This is a genomic window from Frateuria sp. (assembly GCF_035695185.1).
Classification (GTDB): Bacteria; Pseudomonadota; Gammaproteobacteria; order Xanthomonadales; family Rhodanobacteraceae; genus Frateuria_A.
Window position 1 is genome coordinate 1 of sequence record NZ_DASSES010000129.1, and the last position, 18,453, is coordinate 18,453.

Genomic DNA, 18,453 nt, shown 5'->3' on the forward strand with positions numbered 1-18,453 from the left:
CATGGCGGACCATTTCCATCCGCCAGGCGTCGCCGGGCAGCGCGAGGCGCTGCCGGAGAACTGGGACCTGACCATGGGCGACTTCGCGCCCAAGGCCCCGGTGCCCGCTCCCGCGCCGTCGATGCCCGCACCGGCACCGCCGCCGCCTGCACCGATGCCACCGCCGCCGGCAGTCGCGCATGTCGTCGCCGCACCGATCGCTGCGGTGACATCCACGGCGGCCTTGCCGCCCGAACTGGACACGATCTTCCGCATCGTGGTTGACGGCGTGATGGACGTGCTGCGCGCGCGCGCCGAGATCAAGAACACCTTCCGCCTGCCGGTCACGCTGATCCAGCGCTCGGAGAACAACCCGCTGAAGTTCGCGCCGACCGCGGACGAGGCACTGCAGAAGCTGCTCGCGCCCGGCAACGGCGCCTTCCTCTCCGGCATCGATGCCTTCCAGGACGCCTTCGACGACATCCGCTGCCACCAGATGGCCATGCTGGCCGGCGTGCGCGCCGGTTTCGAGGCGGTGCTGGCGCACTTCAACCCGGACCGGCTGGAGCAGGAAGTCGATGGCGGCAAGCGCTCGGCGTTCGGCGGCAAGGGCCGCTACTGGGAGCGCCACCGCGAGAACTTCGAGGCGCTGGCCAAGGACCCGGACGAATGCTTCCGCCGCCTGTTCGGTGACGAGTTCGCGCGTGCCTACGAGGAGCAGCTGGCACGGCTGAAGTCGGCGCGGGCACGGCAGCGATGAGCGCGCATGGCGCTTTTCACCTGAAAAACACGCACTAGAGGAAGGGCCCGGCGCTTCGGCCGGGTTCCGCAGGAGCGCCCTGGGCGCGGCGGGGGTTACCAGGTCGCGCCCCCGGGCGCCCCTGCAGGACGCCCATGGCAACTCGAGCAGACAGGTCGGTCATGACGCAAAACAACAAAGTGGTATGGAGCGAGGGCCTGTTCCTGCGCCCGCAGCACCTGCAGCAGCAGGAGCGCTACTTCGAGCGCTTCGTCGAGCTGCGTGCCGGCGCCCTGCGGCCCTACGCCTGGGGCTTCCAGGAGCTGGAGCTGGAGCCCGACCTGCTGGCCATCGGCAAGCTCGGCATCCGCCGGGCGCGCGGCATCTTTCCCGACGGCACGCCGTTCTCCATGCCCGGCGACGACCCGCTGCCGCCGGCGCTCGAGGTCGACGCCAACTGGCGCGACCAGACCGTCTACCTGACCCTGCCGCTGCGCTCGCCCACGCAGCCGGAAAGCGGCCGGCCTGAAGCGCCGGCCGAACGGCTGTTCCGCTACCGCGTGCGCGAGACCGAAGTGCGTGACAGCTCCGGCAGCGTCGAGGGCCTGACCCCACTGGAAGTCGGCGGCATGAGCACGCGCCTGCTGCCGCAGTCGCAGCCGATGGAGGGCCTGGCGCAGATCCCGGTCGCGCGCATCGTCGAATGCCGTGCCGACCGTCGCGTGATGCTGGACGAGACTTTCATGCCCTCGGCCTTGAGCTGCCAGGCCGTACCGCGGCTGGTGACCTTCCTCACCGAGCTGCTCGGCCTCCTGCACCAGCGCGGCGAGGCGCTGGCCAGCCGCGTCGCGCTGACCGACCGTGGCGGTGCGGCCGAGATTGCCGATTTCCTGATGCTGCAGGTGGTCAACCGCTACCAGCCGCTGGTCGCGCACCTGGCCGAGGCGCCGCTGGAGCACCCCGAAGCCTTCTACCGCACGCTGGTGGCGATGGCCGGCGAGCTCACCACCTTCACCGCGCCGGGCAAGCGTCCGCCGATGTTCCCGCCGTACCGCCACGAGCTCTTGCGCGAGAGCTTCGAGCCGGTGATCGTCTCGCTGCGCAACGCGCTCAGCGCGGTGATGGAGCTGACCGCCACGCCGATCCCGCTGCAGCAACGCAAGTACGGCGTGTGGGTGGCGGTGGTGCCCGACCTGACGCTGATCGACACCGCCGCCTTCGTGCTCTCGGCCAAGGCCGACATGAAGTCCGAGGACCTGCGCCGGCAGCTGCCCGCGCACGCCAAGATCGGCCCGACCGAGAAGATCCGCGACCTGGTCAACCTGCAGCTGCCCGGCATCGCGGTGCAGCCGATGCCGGTGGCGCCACGGCAGATTCCCTACAACGCGGGCTACCTCTACTTCGAGTTCGACAAGCACTCGCCGATGTGGCGCGAGCTGAAGACCTCCGGCGGCATCGCGTTCCATTTCGGCAGCGAGTTCGCCGGCCTCGACCTGCAACTGTGGGCCATCCGGAGCTGATGCCATGAGCGGTCCCTTCGACGAGGACATGCGCGACGCCACCGTGGTGCGCCCGCGCGGCGCACCCGCACCGGCCGCGCCCATGGCGCCGTCGCCCGCCGCCCACGTGCCGCCGCCGGCCGCGTACGGCGCCGCGGCCCAGCCCGCGCGCGAGGAGGACATCAGCGGTTTCCTCGGCGGCGGCATGAACCCGCTGGTGCAGGCAGCCAGCCCCCTGCTGCTGCTGGCGGTGCAACTGCGCCACAGCGCCACGGCGCCGGACGCCGCGCGCCTGCGCGAGCAGGCGACCGCCCAGGTGCGCCGTTTCGAAAGCCGCGCGCAGGCGGCCAACCTGCCGCAGCAGACCGTGCTCGCCGCGCGCTACGTGCTGTGCACCATGCTCGACGAGTCGGTGCTCAACGCGCCCTGGGGCGAGCACAGCGGCTGGGCGCAGCAGACCCTGCTGGTGGCGTTCCACAGCGAATCGTACGGCGGCGCCAAGTTCTTCCAGATCCTCGAGCGGCTGTGTGCCGATTTCTCCAGGCATATCGACCTGATCGAACTGATGTACATCTGCCTGGCGCTGGGCTTCGGCGGCCGCTACCAGATCGAGGCGGGCGGGCGCGCCAAGCTGGCGGACATCCAGGAAGACCTTTACCGGCGCCTCAAGGAGCAGCGTGCGCCGGCGGCACAGGAACTGGCGCCGCACTGGCGCGGCGTCGAGGATCGACGCAACCCGCTGGTGCGCTACGTGCCGCTGTGGGTGATCGCCACCGCTGCCGCCTGCGTGCTGCTGGCGGCTTTCCTGTTCTTCTACACCCGACTCAACGATGCCGCTTCGCCGGTCAATGCGCAGCTCGCGCGGATCGGACTGGAGGGTGCGACGCCGCCGGACACGGCGCACCGTCCCGCCCCCGAGCGCAAACGGCTGAAGCAACTCCTGGCACCGGAAGAACAGGCCGGGTTGCTGAGCATCGACGAGCAGCCCGACGGGCAGGCGATGCTTCGGCTTTCCGGCAACGCGATGTTCGCCTCCGGCGGTGTCGACGTGAACGAGCGCGAGTTGCCGCTGCTGCACAAGATCACCGCCGCGCTCAACCAGGTGCCCGGCCGCGTGATCGTGATCGGCCACACCGACGACCAGCCGATCCACTCGCTCAAGTTCAAGGACAACTTCGCGTTGTCGGCGGCACGGGCGCAGTCGGTGCGGCAGATCCTCACGCAGGGGCTGGACAACCCGGGCCGCATCGAGTCCACCGGCGCCGGTGCCTCGCAGCCGATCGCGCTGCCGCCGGATCTGCCGGACAACCGCACGCGCAACCGCCGCGTCGAAATCAAGTTCATCCCGGAGGCCTGACGCCGTGGCGAAGTTGCTGAGCCTTCTGAAATCCGCCTGGTTCGTCACCCTGGTCGGCGTGCTGCTGCTGTCGGTGCTGGTGTGGCTCGGCGGTCCCTACCTGGGCATCGGGGATGCGCAGCCGCTGGCCAGCCCGGTCGCGCGGCTGCTGCTGATCATGCTGATCGTGCTGGCCTGGGGCGCCTGGCTGCAGGTGCAGGCACTGCGTGCGCGCGGCAAGGCGAACAGGATGTCCGGCGAACTGGCCGGACAGGGGGGCGCAGCGCCCGCCGAAGGCGGCGACACCCGCGGCGCGGGCGAGCGCACGCAGCTGCAGAGCCGTTTCGCCGAGGCGGTCGAGATGCTGCGCAAGCGTCGCCGCGGCAACCTCTATGCGTTGCCCTGGTACGTGGTGATCGGGCCGCCGGGCTCGGGCAAGAGCACGCTGCTGCAGAACTCCGGACTCAACTTCCCGCTGTCCGAGCGCTTCGGCAAGGAAGCGCTGCGCGGCGTCGGCGGCACCCGCAACTGCGACTGGTGGTTCACCGACGAGGCGGTGTTCCTCGACACCGCCGGCCGGTACACCACGCAGGATTCGGACCGCACGGCCGACGGCAATGCCTGGGGCGAGTTCCTCAAGCTCCTGCGCCGCTACCGCAGGCGGCGGCCGATCAACGGCGTGATCGTGGCGATGAGCCTGTCCGACCTGATGGTGCTGGACGACGCCGCGCGGCAGGACCATGCGCGCGCGATCCGCCGCCGTCTGGACGAGCTCTCCGAGCATCTGAAGATCGGCGTGCCGGTCTATCTGGTGCTGACCAAGTGCGACCTGGTGGCCGGCTTCGGCGAGTTCTTCGACGACATGAACCCGGAGCTGCGCAGCCAGGTCTGGGGCGTGTCCTTCCCGCTCGGCAAGACCATGGACGGCAGTGCCGCCAAGGCCTTCGCCGACGAGTACCGGCTGCTGCTGGACCGGCTCAATACGCGCACGCTCGACCGCCTGCATGCCGAGCGCGACCGCGGCCGTCGCGCCGCCGTGCTGTCGTTCCCGCAACAGCTGGCGGCACTGGGCGAGACCGCGCGGCAGTTCGTCGAGGGCGTGTTCGGTGCGCATGCCTACGGCACGCCGCCGCTGCTGCGCGGCGTCTATCTCACCTCCGGCACCCAGGAGGGCACCCCGATCGACCGCATGATGGGCGCGGTGGCGCGCACCTTCGGGCTGGACGCCGCGCGCGTGCATGCGCCGGGCGCGCAGCGGCGCACCTTCTTCGTCGAGCGGCTGCTCAAGGACGTGCTGTTCCGCGAGTCGGGCCTGGCCGGCACCAATCCCGCGATCGAGCGGCGCAAGGTCGCCGTGCAGCTGGCCGCCTACGCCGGCATGGCCTTGTTCACCGTGCTGCTGTGCTCCGGCTTCGCCACCAGCTACGCGCGCAACCGCGCTTACCTGGGGCAGGTGCAGGATGCGCTGAAGGGCTACCCGGCCGGCGTGGACCTGCCGGCCAGCGCGACGCCGAAGGAGTACTTCGCCAAGGTGCTCGACCGCCTCGAGGCGCTGTCCGCCGTACAGCAGACGGCCACGCCCGAAGGTGGCGTGCCGATGTCCATGCGGCTGGGCCTGTACCAGGGCAAGGCGGTCGGTGAGGACCTGCACGCAGCCTACCTGCGCGAGCTCAACGCGCTGCTGCTGCCCGGCGTTGGCGCGCAGTTCCGCGGTGGCCTGGCCGCCAGCGCGTCCGACCCGCAGGCGCTGTACTACTACCTCAAGGGCTACCTGATGCTGGGCGAGCCCAAGCACCTGGATGCCGATGAGCTGGTCGCGCTGGCCAACCTGGAGTGGCGCAAGGTGTTCCCCGACGAACCGGTGCTGCAGCAGGCGCTGGCGAAGCACTTCCAGGCGCTGGTCGAGGAACCCGGCCAGTTGCGCGCGCTGCCGCTCGACGCCGCGCTGGTCGAGCAGGCGCGCACCACGCTGCGCACGGCCGACCTCTCCACGCTGGTCTACGGCAGCATGAAGCTCTCGGCCGAGAACGCCGGCAAGCCGCTGCAACTGGACAAGGAGCTGGGTCTGCTCGGCAACGTGTTTCGCCGCCAGAGCGGCAAGCCGCTGTCCGAGCCGCTGCCGGCGCTGTACACGCAGCCGGTGTTCGCCATCGAGGCGGACAAGGGCGTGGGGGAAGCGGTCAAGCAGTTCGCCGCGGACGACTGGGTATTCGGTGGCGAGCCGATCGATGCGCTGGCGCAGGCGCGGCTCTCGCGGCAGGTGCTGGCGCTCTACGAGACCGACTACATCAAGGCCTGGGACGCGCTGCTGGCCGACCTGCAACTGCAGCCGGCGGCGAGCATCCAGGACGCCAGCACCATCGCCGCCAAGCTCTCGGGCCCGAGCTCGCCGCTGAAGGCGCTGCTCAGGCTGGTGCGCGACAACACCAGCGACATGCTGCGCGCGCCGGCCTCCGACGCGGGCGACAAGGCACTGGACGCGGCCAAGGACGCGGCCGCCAAGAAGGCCACGCAGAACGCGCTGGGCCGCGCGCTGGCCAAGGTCGGCGGGGGTGCCGCCGCCGCGGACGAAGCCCCGCCCGGCAGTGCCATCAGCGCGCACTTCGACACGCTCGACAAGCTGAGCGAAGGCGCGCCCGGCGCGGCGCCGATCGACCAGACCCTGGCCGCGCTCGACCAGCTCAGCAAGACCCTGCTCACCATGACCGACTTCAGCGACGCGGCCGGCCAGCCCAACCCGCAGTTGCTGATGGCGCAGCAAGCCGCGGCGCAGTTGCCGCCGCCGGTGTCCGGCTGGGTCGCCTCGCTCACCGGCAAGAGCCAGGCGCTGGTCGCCAGTGGCACCAAGGGAGCGCTGGACGAGCAGTTCCAGCAGGCCGCCGCACAGGACTGCGCGGCGTTCACCCAGGGCCGTTTCCCGTTCTCGCCGACGAGCCGCAACGACATCCCGGTGCAGAACTTCGCCGAGGTGTTCGGCTACGGCGGCCGCTACGACGGCTTTTTCAAGCAGACCCTGGCCAAGCTGGTCGACACCAGTGGCCGCACCTGGCAGTGGAAGAGCGGGCCGGGGGCGGTCAGCGGCTCGGCCTCGATGCTGGCGCAGATGCAGCTGGCCGACAGCATCAAGCAGATGTACTTCCGCGCCGGCAGCCCGACGCCGGAGGTCGGCTTCACGCTGCTGGCGCCGGTGCTCGCGCCGGGCATCGGCCACTTCGCCATCGCCATCGACGGGCAGACCTTCGACTACAAGCCCGGCGGCACCACCAGCATGGCGATGAAGTGGCCGGGCCCGACGCCGGGGCAGGTGAAAGTTTCGGCCTGGGATACCTCGGGCAACCTGCTCAGCAGCTACGACTACCAGGGCGACTGGGCGTTCTTCCACGCGCTGCAGGCGGCACAGCTCGCCCGCCAGTCGGACCTGCGCTACCAGGCGCATTTCGACTTCGGTGGCCAGGCGGTGCAACTGGTGGTGCAGGCGAGCAATCTGAAGAATCCGTTCCTGAACACGCAGGTCCAGCGCTTCCGGTGCGGGGGCTAGCCATGTCCGGACCGACGGGGGGCGGGACGGCGAGCGTGGGTTTCTTCGGCAAGTTGCCGGGCGCGGGGGACTTCGTGCAACGGCGCCTGCCGACGGCGTTCGTCGAGCGCTGGGACCGGCACTTCGAGCAGGCCGTGTTCGCCAGCCGCGAAGAGCTCGGCGAGGAGTGGGCGGCGGCCTATCGAGCCAGCCCGACCTGGCGCTTCGTGCTGTCGCCGCAGGCGTGCGGCGAGGGCGCCTGGGCCGGCGTGTTCGGCCCGGCCGACGACCGCGTCGGCCGCAGCTTTCCGATGGTGCTGGCCGCGCCGGTCACGCCGGCCCAGGTCGAGCCGCTGCTGCGCGAGGGCGCCGGCTGGTTCGACGCGCTGGCGCGCGTGCATGCGCAGGGCCAGCGCGGCGCGCCGGTGGATGCCGAAGGCTTCGACACGCTGGTGGCGGCGCTGCCGGGTCCGTCGACCGTCGCTCCGCTGCCGGCGGACCTGTGCGATGGCATCGACTTCAGCCGCGCGACCCATTGGCGCCTGCCGCTGCCGGCGCGGGCGATCGACACCGGCGCGTTGGTCGCGTTGTGGCGACGGCTCGCGAGCCATGGCGGTCCCTGGTGCCTGTGGTGGAGCGAGGGTGCCGGCCGCGTGCCGGCCGGGATCCTGGCCACCCGGGGCCTCCCCGCGGCCGAGGCCTACGCAAGCTTCCTCGACGCGGCCCGCACCGGCGCATGGCAGACGCCGGCGGGCACCGCTGCGCCACTCGCCCGGCCGGCGGCACCGGCCATGGCCGAATCCGTGCCGGCACCGCCTCCGGTGGTGCTGCGCGAGCCGGACGACGACGTGACGGTCCCGGGCTACATGCGCCAGGCGCAGATGTCGGCGGCGGCCGTGGCAGCACCGGCCGTCGCGACCGAGTTGACCCTGCAGACCGCGCCCGGCGCGGCCGTGGTACGCCACCCGGCGTGCGCGCTCACCCTGGTGGCGGCCGACATGGGCCTGGCCGATCCGCGCCGCCGCGCCGCCGCCGCGGCGGCCAGCGTCGCCGCGGAGATGAGCGCGACCGACGAGGCCGCCCCCGGCACGCATGCGCTGCGCGCCCGGTTGATGGCGCTGCATCCGCTGTTGCGCCACGGCCGCGTCGGCGAGGACGGTGCGGTGGTGGCCGCCCGCGTGGCCGGCACCCAGGCCGGGTTGCTGCGCGTGGGCGCCGCGGGTGCCTGGCACTGGCGCGGCGGAAGGGTGCGTCCGCTGTTCGCTGCCGCCCCGGCGCAACCCCCGCTGCCCGGCGGCGGCGACCTGGACGACCTGCTGTTCGGCGGCAACGACGCCTCCACTGTGCCGGGCCTGGGTGCCGAAGGCACGCCGAGCTGCGAGCAGATCGCCTGCGAGCTGCTGCCCGGCGACCGCCTGGTGCTGCTCGCAGGCGTCGCCCATACGCAGCTCCCGCTCGCCACGCTGGCCCAGGCGCTGGCCGCCGCCACGCCGGAGGACGCCCAGTCACGCCTGGCCCGGGCGCTGGGTCCCACCCACTCGCGGCCCTGGCCGCTGGCCGTGATCGAGGTGCAGCCATGACCGTGCGCTACCTGTCCGCCGGGCATACCCATACCGGCAAGGTCCGCAAGCACAACGAGGACGCCATCCTGATACGCGAGGACGTCGGCCTGTGGGTGGTCGCCGACGGCCTCGGCGGACACTCGGCCGGCGACTACGCCAGCGGGCTGATCGTCGAGCGGCTCGGGGCACTGCAGCGTACCGGCGACGTGTTCGAATTCATCGAGTCGATCGAGGACACGCTGGCCAGGGTCAACACCGAACTGCGACAGGTCGCCATGGCGCGCGGTGTGGACCTGATCGGCTCGACCGTGGTGCTGCTGGTGTACGACCCGGAGTTCATGCTGTGCGGCTGGGTGGGCGACAGCCGGGCCTACTGCTTCGAGGACGGCCACCTCCATCAGATCACCCGCGACCACGTGCACGGGATCAAAGAGGAGGTGACCCAGTTCGCCGGTGGCCCGGCGCCCGCGCGGCCGCAGCCGAGCGCCGGCGTGCTGACCCGCGCGATCGGCGCGGAGGAGCGTCTGTTCGTCGACTGGGTGGTCGCCGGCAACCGTCCCGGCATGCAGTTCGTGCTGTGCTCCGACGGGATCAACAAGGAAATGTCCGACGAGGAGATCGACGCGCAGTGCGCGCGCCCACAGTCGCCGGCCGACCTGCTGCAGGGGCTGTTCTCGCTGGCCATGGCCCGCGCGGCGCGCGACAACGTGTCCGCCGTGGTCGTGCGGCTGCAGGGCTGACGCGACGACCATGGCCACCCCCTCGCTAAGCGCCCTGATCGAGGCTTACCAGGCCGGGGAGCTGTCGTTGCCGGCGTTGCTGGTCGATGCGCTGGCCGAGCGCGGGGCGGTACCTGCGGACCAGCACGCGGCCGACTTGCAGTGGCTCGCGCGGATGCGCGAGGACGGCAGCCTGGACGCCGGCGTCGCGCAGCTGGTGGCCGAGCGCCTGGAAACGCTGCGTCACGCCGGCGAGCAAGAGGCCCCGGTGGTGGCGATGGCGGATGCCCGCGAGGCTACCTGCGTGGCACCGATGGGGCCTCCGGGACCCGACCCCGCAGCAGCGGACCAGGCGACCGTGGTCAAGCCGGCCTCCGCCCGCCCGGAGGCGAGCCGTACCGGCGTTACCGGTCGTCATACCGCGGGCGGCACAGCCAGCGTCGACGCCGCCGGCTGGCAGCAACTGGCCGATGTGGCGGGCGGTGACCAGGCGACGATCGGCAGGCTGCTCAAGGGTCGCTTCCTGCTCGAGCGCGAGATCGGCCGCGGCGGCATGGGCGTGGTGTTCCTGGCGCGTGACGAGCGCAAGGTGGAAGCGCGCGACCGCGATCCCTACGTCGCGGTGAAGGTGCTCAACGACGAATTCCGCCGCCATCCCGATTCGCTGATCGCGTTGCAGCGCGAATCGCGTCGCTCGCAGCAGCTGGCGCACGACAACATCGTGCGCGTCTACGACTTCGACAAGGACGGCACCATCGTCTTCATGACGATGGAATACGTCGACGGTTCCGACCTCAAGACGCTGATCCGCGAGAGCGCGTTCCGGGGCCTGCCGCTGGCCAGGGCGAGGCCGCTGATCGAGGGCATGGCGCGCGCGCTCAAGCGCGCGCACGACGCCGGCGTGGTGCATTCGGACTTCAAGCCCGGCAACGTCATGGTCACGCGCCAGGGCACGCCCAAGGTGTTCGACTTCGGCATCGCCCGCGCCGGCAAGCAGCCGGGCGAGCCGGACGAGGACCAGACCGTGTTCGACGCGGGCCGGCTGGGCGCGCTGACGCCGGCCTATGCCAGCCTGGAAATGATCCAGGGCAGGCCGCCGCAGCCCGCCGACGATATCTACGCGCTGGGCTGCGTGGCCTTCGAGCTGCTCACCGGCAGGCACCCGTTCGACAGGGTGAGTGCCGAGGTGGCGGTGCGCGAGGGGCGCAAGCCGCCGCCAGTGCCGGGACTCACCCGGCGGCAGTACAGGACGTTGTGCGACGCCGTCGCCTTCACGGCCGACAAGCGTCTGAAAGCCGCGGACCGGCTGGTCGACGGATTGCGCGACGTCGGCCTGGGCGAGCGCCTCGGCCGGCCGCTCGCCTGGACGCTGATCGGCATCCTGCTGCTGGCGGCAGCCGGCTGGGGCGCGCTCGGGCAGTGGCGCGCGCACCAGGTGGCCGGGGTCGCGGCACGTTTCCAGCCAGCCGACCCGCGGCACTTCGCCGACGAGGGAGCGATGGCGGCCGCGCTCGAGCCGTTGGGCGAGGACGGGCGCCGACGGTTGATGCTTGACCAGGGCGAGCAGGTCCAGCAATTCCTGCTCGACCGTGTCGATGCCTACTGGAACCCCGCCCGCGGCCGGCGCGATTACGCCTCCGCCGAGCGCGTGTTCGAGCTGCCCGCGCGGCTGCACCTGTTCCTGCCGCGACTGGATCTCAAGCGTGCGGCCGTGGAAAGGGAAAAGCAGGAGCTGGACCGGTCCCTCGCGATGCCGACGCCGGCACCGGCGCCAGCGCCGCCGGCACAGGGCATGCCGGTGCCCGTTCACGAGCCGGACGCGACGGCCGCGCAGCCGCCGTCGCAGGCCTCGGCCCCACCCGGGACGGCGCCGACCGAACAGCATCAGGCCGTCCCGCCGCCCACCGGTCCTGCCAGCCGCATGCAGGAAGTGGCGGCCGGCCTGCTGCGCGAAGGCGAGCGCAACTTCGCCCAGCAGAACTACTCGGCCGCCATCGCCAATGCCAGGGCCGCGCTGCAGGTGAACCCGGGCGACGCGTCCGCCGCACGACTCCTGCGCCGCGCCCGGCAGGCGCAGCAGCAGGCCATGAACAGCATCTCGATCAACTGAGGAGGGACTCGCCATGCATCACGGATTCCGCGGTACCAGCCTGTTGGGTGCAGCCTGCGTGCTGGCCCTGAGCGGTTGCGCGCAAATGGGCGGACTGGGCATGCCGGCTGCCGACGCGGCCCCCACCCGCACCGGCGAACCGGCCTCGCCCGAATGCAATCCGGCCCTGGGCGGAGCCCTCGGTGCGCTGGCCGGGTCGATGTTCGGCAAGGGCAAGGGCCATCTGGCCGGCGCGGTCATCGGCGCCGGCATCGGCGCGTTCGCCTGCATCGCCTACAACTACCACGCGCGCAAGGTGCGTGACGCGCGCTCGGTGGAGGACCAGTACCGGCACGACCGCGGCACCCTGCCGGCGAGCAACACCATCAGCGCCTATCAGACCGCGCTGCTGCCCGGCGAGACGATCCGTTCCGGCAGCAAGGCCGCGATGCAGTCGCGCGTCACGCTGGTGCGCGGCACCCACGACGCGGCGCCACAGCTGAAGGAGCAGCTGACCCTGTTCGCGCCCGACGGCCGCCAGCTGACCACGGTGACCAAGGACGCCACCGCCATCGACGGCACCGGCGAGTACGAGACGAACTTCGACTTCAACCTGCCCAAGGGCATCCAGGACGGCCGCTACACGATGCGTTCGGCGCTCTACATGGACGGCCGGCAGGTGCGCACCAACGAAGTACCCATGCTGGTGGTCAGCTGACCGGGCGAGAGCCCGGCCATCGGCGCAACCGTGACTCCGACGCACCGACGAAGAGCCTTGCATGAACACGCTTGACGAACTGATCGCCGCCTTCCGCAATGGCCACCTGCCGCTTCCGGTGCTGCTCGATGCACTGGCGCGGCGCGGCTCCGTGCCCGCGGATCGCCACCGCGACGAGCTCGCACTGGTGCGCCGGCTGCACGACGGCGGCGAACTGGATGCGGAGGTCGGCCGCGTGCTGCTGGAGCGGCTGATGGTGGTGCAGGCCCCGGCGACCGAGGACCTGGCGTTCGACGACGCCACGAGGGTGGCGCCCCGCGCGGACGCCGGCCTGGCAGTGGTGGACGCGGAAGCCACGAGGGTGGTGCCCACGGCCATCGCCCGGGCCCCGTCCGGGGAGCCCGGCGACGCCACCTTGGTCGTGCCGGCGACGCGTCCGGCGGTGGCCGCCGTCCCGGCCGGCGACGCGACCGTGGTGATGCCCGCCTCGCACGGGCGCGCCGCGGACGATGCCTCCTCGACCGGAACCGGGTCCGGTCCGCACTCGGGCAACAGCGCCAGCTGGGAACGCCTGGCGGGTGTCGAGGGCGGCGACCACGCGCACGTCGGCATGCTGCTCAAGGGCCGCTTCCTGCTCGAGCGCGAGATCGGCCGCGGCGGCATGGGCGTGGTGTTCCTGGCGCGCGACGAGCGCAAGGTCGAGGCACGCGACCGCGATCCCTACGTCGCGGTGAAGGTGCTGAACGACGAGTTCCGCCGCCACCCCGACTCGCTGATCGCGTTGCAGCGCGAATCGCGCCGCTCGCAGTCGCTGGCGCACGACAACATCGTGCGCGTCTACGATTTCGACAAGGACGGCACCATCGTCTTCATGACCATGGAGTACGTCGACGGCTCGGACATGAAGGCGCTGATCCGCGAGCGCGCCTATAACGGCATGCCACTGGCCAAGGCCCGTCCGCTGATCGAGGGCATGGCCTGGGCGCTCAAGCGCGCGCACGCCGCCGGCGTGGTGCACTCGGACTTCAAGCCCGGCAACGTGATGGTCACGCGCGAGGGCGTGCCGAAGGTGTTCGACTTCGGCATCGCGCGCGCCGGCAAGCACATGGGTGAAGCGGTCGGCGAGCAGACCGTGTTCGACGCCGGCACGCTGGGTGCGCTGACCCCGGCCTACGCCAGCCTGGAGATGATCCAGGGCAGTGAGCCAACCCCCAGCGACGACATCTACGCATTGGGCTGCGTCGCATTCGAGCTGCTTACAGGCAAGCACCCGTTCGACAAGGTGAGCGCCGAGGTGGCCATGCGTGAAGGGCGCAGGCCGCCGCCGGTGCCGGGGCTCACCCGTCGCCAGTACAAGGCGCTGTGCGATGCGGTCGCGTTCCGCGGCGAGGAGCGCCTGCGCAGCGCGCAGGAGTTCGTCGAGGGCCTGCGCGAGGTCAGCCTGCGCGAGCGCATCGGCCCGTACCTGGCCTGGAGCACCGGCGCGCTGGTGGTGCTCGTCGCCGGCGGCTGGGGCGGCACCCACTACCTGCACCAGCGCAAGGTGGCCCAGGTGATCGCCCGCTTCGCGCCGGACGACGCGCACCGCTACGCCGACGAGGCGCAGGCGATGGCCGCGCTGGACACGCTCGGCGACGAGGAACGCAAGCGTCTGGTGCTGGACCAGGGCGACCTCATCCAGCGCTTCCTGCTGAGCCGCCTGGACGCCTACTGGAATCCCGCGCAGGGTCGCTACGACTACGCCCACGCGCAGCAACTGTTCGCGCTGCGCGACCAGCTCAAGCTGTACTCGCCCGAGCTCGACATCCGCCGCAGCACGATGGAGCAGCAGAAGAACGAGCTGCTCAATAGCCTGGACACGCAGCTCGCCCAGCGCATCGAGGCCGGTGCGATCTTCGCCGACCAGCCGGACAATGCCATCGAGACGCTGGGCAGGATCCGCGCGATCGACCCGACCAGCAGCCTGCTCCGGAACGCCGAGCTGGAGCTCAAGTACGACATCGCGATCGGCAACACGATGGCGCAGCACCACGGCGACCAGGCAGCCGCGCACCTCAAGCAGGCACTGGCCCTGTTCCCCGACTCGGCACGGCTGCAACGCCGCCAGGCGCAGCTGCAGGCGATGGGCGCCGGCACGGTCGAAGCCGCGCCGGCCGCGGCGGCGGCGACCAGCCTCCCCGAAGCGCGCACCGCCCTGGCCGGGCTGCTCGCCCATCCGGAAGCCACCGCCGACTGGCAGCGCCAGGTCGCCGCCGCGATGGCGCCGCTCAGGGGCGACACCTCGCCGCAGACCCGCGCACTGGTCGACCAGCTGGCCGCCGCCATCGCCAGGGCCGCCGACCAGCAGACCGACGCGCTGCACTTGCCACAGGACGTGGCGCTGGTCGAATTCGGCCTGACCGTGGCGCCGAAGTCGGCCGCACTGCATACCGAGCACGATCGCCTGGCCCTGCTGGACAGGCAGCAGCAGGATCGCCTGGCGCAGGAGAGCGCCGCGGCCGAAGTCACCGCGCGCATCGAATCGGTCAAGCGCGCGGCCGCGGCGGGCGACACCGCCAAGGCGCAGGAATCGATGGCGCGCATCCGCGCGCTCGCGCCGCAGCATCCGTTCCTGGCCGGCGAAGGTCCGCAACTGCTCGCCGACGCCTATCTCGGGCAGGCGCGCGAGGCGTTCCGCAAGGGTCGCTACCAGGCGGCCACCGACGTCCTCGCGCGGGCTACCAGCCTGCTTGGACAGCGCCCGGATCTGGGCAAGGCCAGCGCCCGCTACGGGCTGGCGGCCGACCTGGTCAAGGCGCGAGGCCAGGCCGTCGCGCCGGCCGAACTGGAGCGCCTGCGCCGGCAGTTGGCGCAGGTGCGCCACGCGGACGCCGATGCCCTGGCCGCGCTCGAGGCGGACATGAAGTTGCGTGGCCAGCTCGGCGAAGGGTCGCTGGCCGCGCTGCTGGATTCGCTCACGGCCGCTGGCGCCGAGCCAGCCCCGGAACGGCCGACCGCCGCGGCCACTCCCACCGACGGGAACACCGCGCCGCCGCCCCCCGCGCATGCGCCGGCGACGGCCCCGCCTGCGGACGCCGCGGCAGGGAGGGGCAGCGCTGCCGTGGTCCGCCCGGCGGCGGCCATCGCCACGGCTGGCCCGTCGGCCGATCCGTGCGCCGCGCCCGACCTGGTCGGCGCCGGACGGGCCTGCTTCGACACCGTCGAGGGCAAACCCGGCCCCGCGCTGGTGGTGGTGCGTGCCGGCGGCAGGACGCTCGCCATGACCCGTTCGGAAATCACCGTCAACGAGTACAACCGCTACTGCGTGGCGAGCGGCAAGTGCAGCGCCATCGTGCTGGAGGACCGCTTCGCGGGCAGCCTGCCGGTGAGCAATATCAGCCTGGCGCAGGCGCGCGCCTATGCGGCGTGGCTGGGCCGCGCCAGCGGCCACGTCTACCGCCTGCCGACCGACGCCGAATGGGTCGCTGCCGCGCGTGCCGGCGGCGGCTGGAAGCAGGCGCCGGACAGCAACTGCATCCCGCCCACCGCGGGCGCCGACGACGGCAGTGGCGCACCGATCGCCGCGCGCGGGCGCAGTCCCAACCCGTGGGGCCTGATCAACCTGACCGGCAACGTCTGGGAGTGGGTCACCGACGGCGCTGGCACGGCGGTACGCGGCGGCAGCTTCACCAGCTACTGGTCCGACTGCACGGTCGACAGCCATCGCGCCGACAGCGGCGGCGCGCAGAAGGACGTCGGCCTGCGCCTGGTGAGGGAAGTACCGTGAACGAGCGCGAGCGCATCGTCAACCGCGACCTGAGCCTGCTGGACGAGGCCCATTACGGCGGCCGCATCGCGCGCGCCGAATACCGCGCGCGCCGGCGCAACGTGCTGTCCGTGCTGCGCGACAGCCACGGCATCACCGCGCGCAACGTGCTGGCGCCGCCGGTCCGCGCGGCGGACGGTCCGCCCGGCGACGAGATGTTGCCCGTGTTGCTAGGCGCGGGGCGCTCGAGCCGGACCTGGCTGATGGTGTTCGCGGCCGGCGCGCTGGTCTGCGCCGTGCTGCTCGGCCTGCTCTTTTTCGCCGCGTGAAATGTGAACGATCGATGAGCAAAGCGTGAACGGAATGGCCCGTCGGTGGGCAGTTTTGTTGACGCAGTTCGCACTACAGGGTGGGGCCGCGTGTTTGCACGCGACCCGCCAGCGGCCGGGTCCGGAAACCCGGCCGTTTGCGCGCCGAGTGGCGCCGGCAACCGGCACCACGCCAGGGAAACGGTCAAAAGGGGAAATGTCGTGCGGATTGCTTGCCTCGCAGCAGCGGTGGCCCTTGCCCTGGCGGGCGGGGACGCCTGGGCCCAGGCCTCGCCACCGGCGCCGGCCGCTCCCGGCCTGCCTGCGCAGGACATCCTGGTCAGCGGGGTACCGACCGACGGACCGCAGGCTGCGCGGGTGCAGGGGCTGATCCAGTCCGAATACCAGCAGGCACTCGCTGCCGCAGGCACCGCCTCGCTCGACGCGGAGCAACTGCAGGCCGCCGCCGTGCTGATCACCGCGCGGTTGCACCAGGCCGGCTATCCGGATGCCCACGCCTACCTGCCCGGGCAGGTGCTGGCGGTGCACCTGGGGGCCGGCGCGCCGTCCGCCGCGACCGTGGCGCAGGCGCTGGCCACGCCCGCGGCACCCACACCCGCAGCCATACCCGCGGCCGCGGTGCCGCCGCTGCGCGAACGCGAAGCCGCCGCGGCGCAGGAGCAGACCCTGGCCGTGCGCGGTTTCCGCGTGCAGGGGGTGGGCGCGCATGTGGAAGACGGCATCACCCCGGCCACCGTGCAGGCGCTGGCCGACGAGCAGTTCGCCACGCTCTCCGGCGGCACCGGCAAGTCGGTGCAGGCCAACTTCAGCCAGCTGCAGCAGGTCGCCGACCGCATCACCGACCGCTACCGCAAGGCCGGCTACATCGTGGCCACCGCCTACGTGCCGGCGCAGGACGTCGGCCAGGATGGCATCGTGCGGCTGGAGGTGCTCGAAGGCACGATCGGCAAGGTCGTGGTCAAGGGCACCTCGCGCTACCGGCCGGGGGTGATCGCCGCGCCGGCCGAGCAGCTGAAGGGCCAGCCGCTGCGCAAGCAGGACGTCGACTCCGCGCTGCTGTACGCGCGCGACCTGCCCGGGGTGGCGGTGTCCTCCACCTTCCAGCCCGGCGCCAGGACCGGGCAGACCGACCTGGTGATGGTTGCGCACGAGGCCCGCCGGCCGTTCACGTTCACCCTGGGCGGCAACAACTACGGCACGGAGCTGACCGGCCGCTACCGCGCGCAGGCGGGTGTCGCCTGGAACAGTCCGCTGGGCATCGGCGACCAGCTCACCGCCAACGTCGACTACGCCCTCGATCCGCACAGCAACGTCTACTACGCGCTTGGCTACCGCGCGCCCACCGTGGTGGTGCCTGGCCTGAGCGGCGTGATCGGCGCCACCCGCAGCGAACTGCAGATCAACAGCGGCGCCTTCGCCGACCTCAAGGTGCGCGGGCCGACGTCCTCGACCTTCGCCGGTGCGGACTGGAAATTCGTCAACACCGACGACCTGTCGGTGCAGGGCTCGCTGCGCTACGTCCGCGAGAAGTCGCAGTTGGGCGCCCTCGGCGTGAAGCTCTCCGACGAGCGCTTCGACGTGGCGGAACTGGGCTTCGGCCTGCAGCGCACCGACCAGCGCCTGCGCGGCCTGGACGTGTTGCAGGGCAGCCTGCGCAAGTCGATCCGCGACGACTCGCTCGAGCCGGACCTGGTGAGCCCGGACCACGACAGCAACTTCCTGCTGGCACGGTTCTCCTACACCCGGCTGCAATTCCTGACCCGCTCGCAGCGGTTCTATTTCAAGCTCGGTGGCCAGTACACGCGGGACGCGCTGCCGCCGCTCGAACAGTTCGTGATCGGCGGCCCGGACAGCGTGCGCGCCTACCCGATCGCCGACGCGCTCACCGACCGCGGCTGGTACACCTCGCTGGAGTACCACATCGACGCGCCCGGCCTGGGTGACCGTGTCTCGCCGTTCTACGACCGGCCGTGGCGCGAGCTGCTGGAAGTGGAAGTGTTCTACGACTTCGGCCGCGGCTACGCCTCGCGCCACCGCGACGGCAACGACCCGGTCGAGACGCTCCAGGGCATCGGCGCGGGACTGATCTTCCGCATCCCGCGCTTCCACCACTTCGAGTTCCGCCTGGACGGCTCGGTCCCGGCCGGCGGCCGCGACGCCTCGGACAAGCGCGGCTACCACGTCTATTCGCGCTTCGGCTTCACCTTCTGACGGGCCCATC

The 18,453-nt window shown here is 71.8% G+C and carries 11 protein-coding genes; all 11 read left to right on the forward strand.

What is annotated here, in order from left to right; genetic code table 11:
• Positions 1-739: type VI secretion system-associated FHA domain protein TagH (gene tagH, locus VFH59_RS10575; RefSeq protein WP_325164858.1), on the forward strand; the 739-nt coding region annotated here is incomplete at its 5' end.
• A gap of 161 nt (positions 740-900) precedes the next feature.
• Positions 901-2,238, forward strand: a complete 1,338-nt coding sequence (gene tssK / locus VFH59_RS10580) for a type VI secretion system baseplate subunit TssK (protein ID WP_325164859.1) — start codon at positions 901-903, stop codon at positions 2,236-2,238.
• A gap of 28 nt (positions 2,239-2,266) precedes the next feature.
• Positions 2,267-3,574 (forward strand): type IVB secretion system protein IcmH/DotU, encoded by a 1,308-nt coding sequence (gene icmH, locus VFH59_RS10585; protein ID WP_325164878.1) that lies wholly within the window; start codon positions 2,267-2,269, stop codon positions 3,572-3,574.
• Between the two features lie 4 nt (positions 3,575-3,578).
• The gene (gene tssM / locus VFH59_RS10590; protein ID WP_325164860.1) at positions 3,579-7,091 is read left to right on the forward strand and encodes a type VI secretion system membrane subunit TssM; all 3,513 of its coding nucleotides are present in this window, start codon (positions 3,579-3,581) and stop codon (positions 7,089-7,091) included.
• 2 nt (positions 7,092-7,093) lie between these two features.
• Positions 7,094-8,650, forward strand: coding sequence for a type VI secretion system-associated protein TagF (gene tagF, locus VFH59_RS10595; RefSeq protein ID WP_325164861.1), 1,557 nt, complete (start codon positions 7,094-7,096; stop codon positions 8,648-8,650).
• A complete protein-coding gene (locus VFH59_RS10600) occupies positions 8,647-9,372 on the forward strand; it encodes a PP2C family serine/threonine-protein phosphatase (protein ID WP_325164862.1) in 726 nt (241 codons plus the stop codon). Before tagF ends, VFH59_RS10600 begins: the two co-directional genes overlap by 4 nt.
• Positions 9,373-9,382: 10 nt before the next feature.
• On the forward strand, positions 9,383-11,461 hold the full coding sequence (locus VFH59_RS10605; protein ID WP_325164863.1) for a serine/threonine-protein kinase: 2,079 nt from the start codon (positions 9,383-9,385) through the stop codon (positions 11,459-11,461).
• Between the two features lie 13 nt (positions 11,462-11,474).
• Positions 11,475-12,158, forward strand: coding sequence for a glycine zipper domain-containing protein (locus tag VFH59_RS10610; RefSeq protein ID WP_325164864.1), 684 nt, complete (start codon positions 11,475-11,477; stop codon positions 12,156-12,158).
• A 61-nt stretch (positions 12,159-12,219) separates the two neighbouring features.
• A complete protein-coding gene (locus VFH59_RS10615) occupies positions 12,220-15,924 on the forward strand; it encodes a bifunctional serine/threonine-protein kinase/formylglycine-generating enzyme family protein (protein ID WP_325164865.1) in 3,705 nt (1,234 codons plus the stop codon).
• Entirely contained in the window at positions 15,921-16,232 is a 312-nt protein-coding gene (locus VFH59_RS10620) for a hypothetical protein (RefSeq protein WP_325164866.1), read from the forward strand. The genes VFH59_RS10615 and VFH59_RS10620 overlap by 4 nt, the downstream gene beginning before the upstream one ends.
• Positions 16,233-16,754: 522 nt before the next feature.
• Positions 16,755-18,443, forward strand: a complete 1,689-nt coding sequence (locus VFH59_RS10625) for a ShlB/FhaC/HecB family hemolysin secretion/activation protein (RefSeq protein ID WP_414655881.1) — start codon at positions 16,755-16,757, stop codon at positions 18,441-18,443.
• Positions 18,444-18,453 lie beyond the last annotated feature (10 nt).

Excerpts from the sequence above, each read along its gene's own strand:
- VFH59_RS10615 (WP_325164865.1), top strand. The coding sequence starts at position 12,220 with ATGAACACGCTTGACGAACTGATCGCCGCCTTCCGCAATGGCCACCTG.
- VFH59_RS10605 (WP_325164863.1), top strand. The coding sequence starts at position 9,383 with ATGGCCACCCCCTCGCTAAGCGCCCTGATCGAGGCTTACCAGGCCGGG.
- tagF (WP_325164861.1), top strand. The coding sequence starts at position 7,094 with ATGTCCGGACCGACGGGGGGCGGGACGGCGAGCGTGGGTTTCTTCGGC.
- VFH59_RS10600 (WP_325164862.1), top strand. The coding sequence starts at position 8,647 with ATGACCGTGCGCTACCTGTCCGCCGGGCATACCCATACCGGCAAGGTC.
- icmH (WP_325164878.1), top strand. The coding sequence starts at position 2,267 with ATGCGCGACGCCACCGTGGTGCGCCCGCGCGGCGCACCCGCACCGGCC.
- tssK (WP_325164859.1), top strand. The coding sequence starts at position 901 with ATGACGCAAAACAACAAAGTGGTATGGAGCGAGGGCCTGTTCCTGCGC.
- VFH59_RS10610 (WP_325164864.1), top strand. The coding sequence starts at position 11,475 with ATGCATCACGGATTCCGCGGTACCAGCCTGTTGGGTGCAGCCTGCGTG.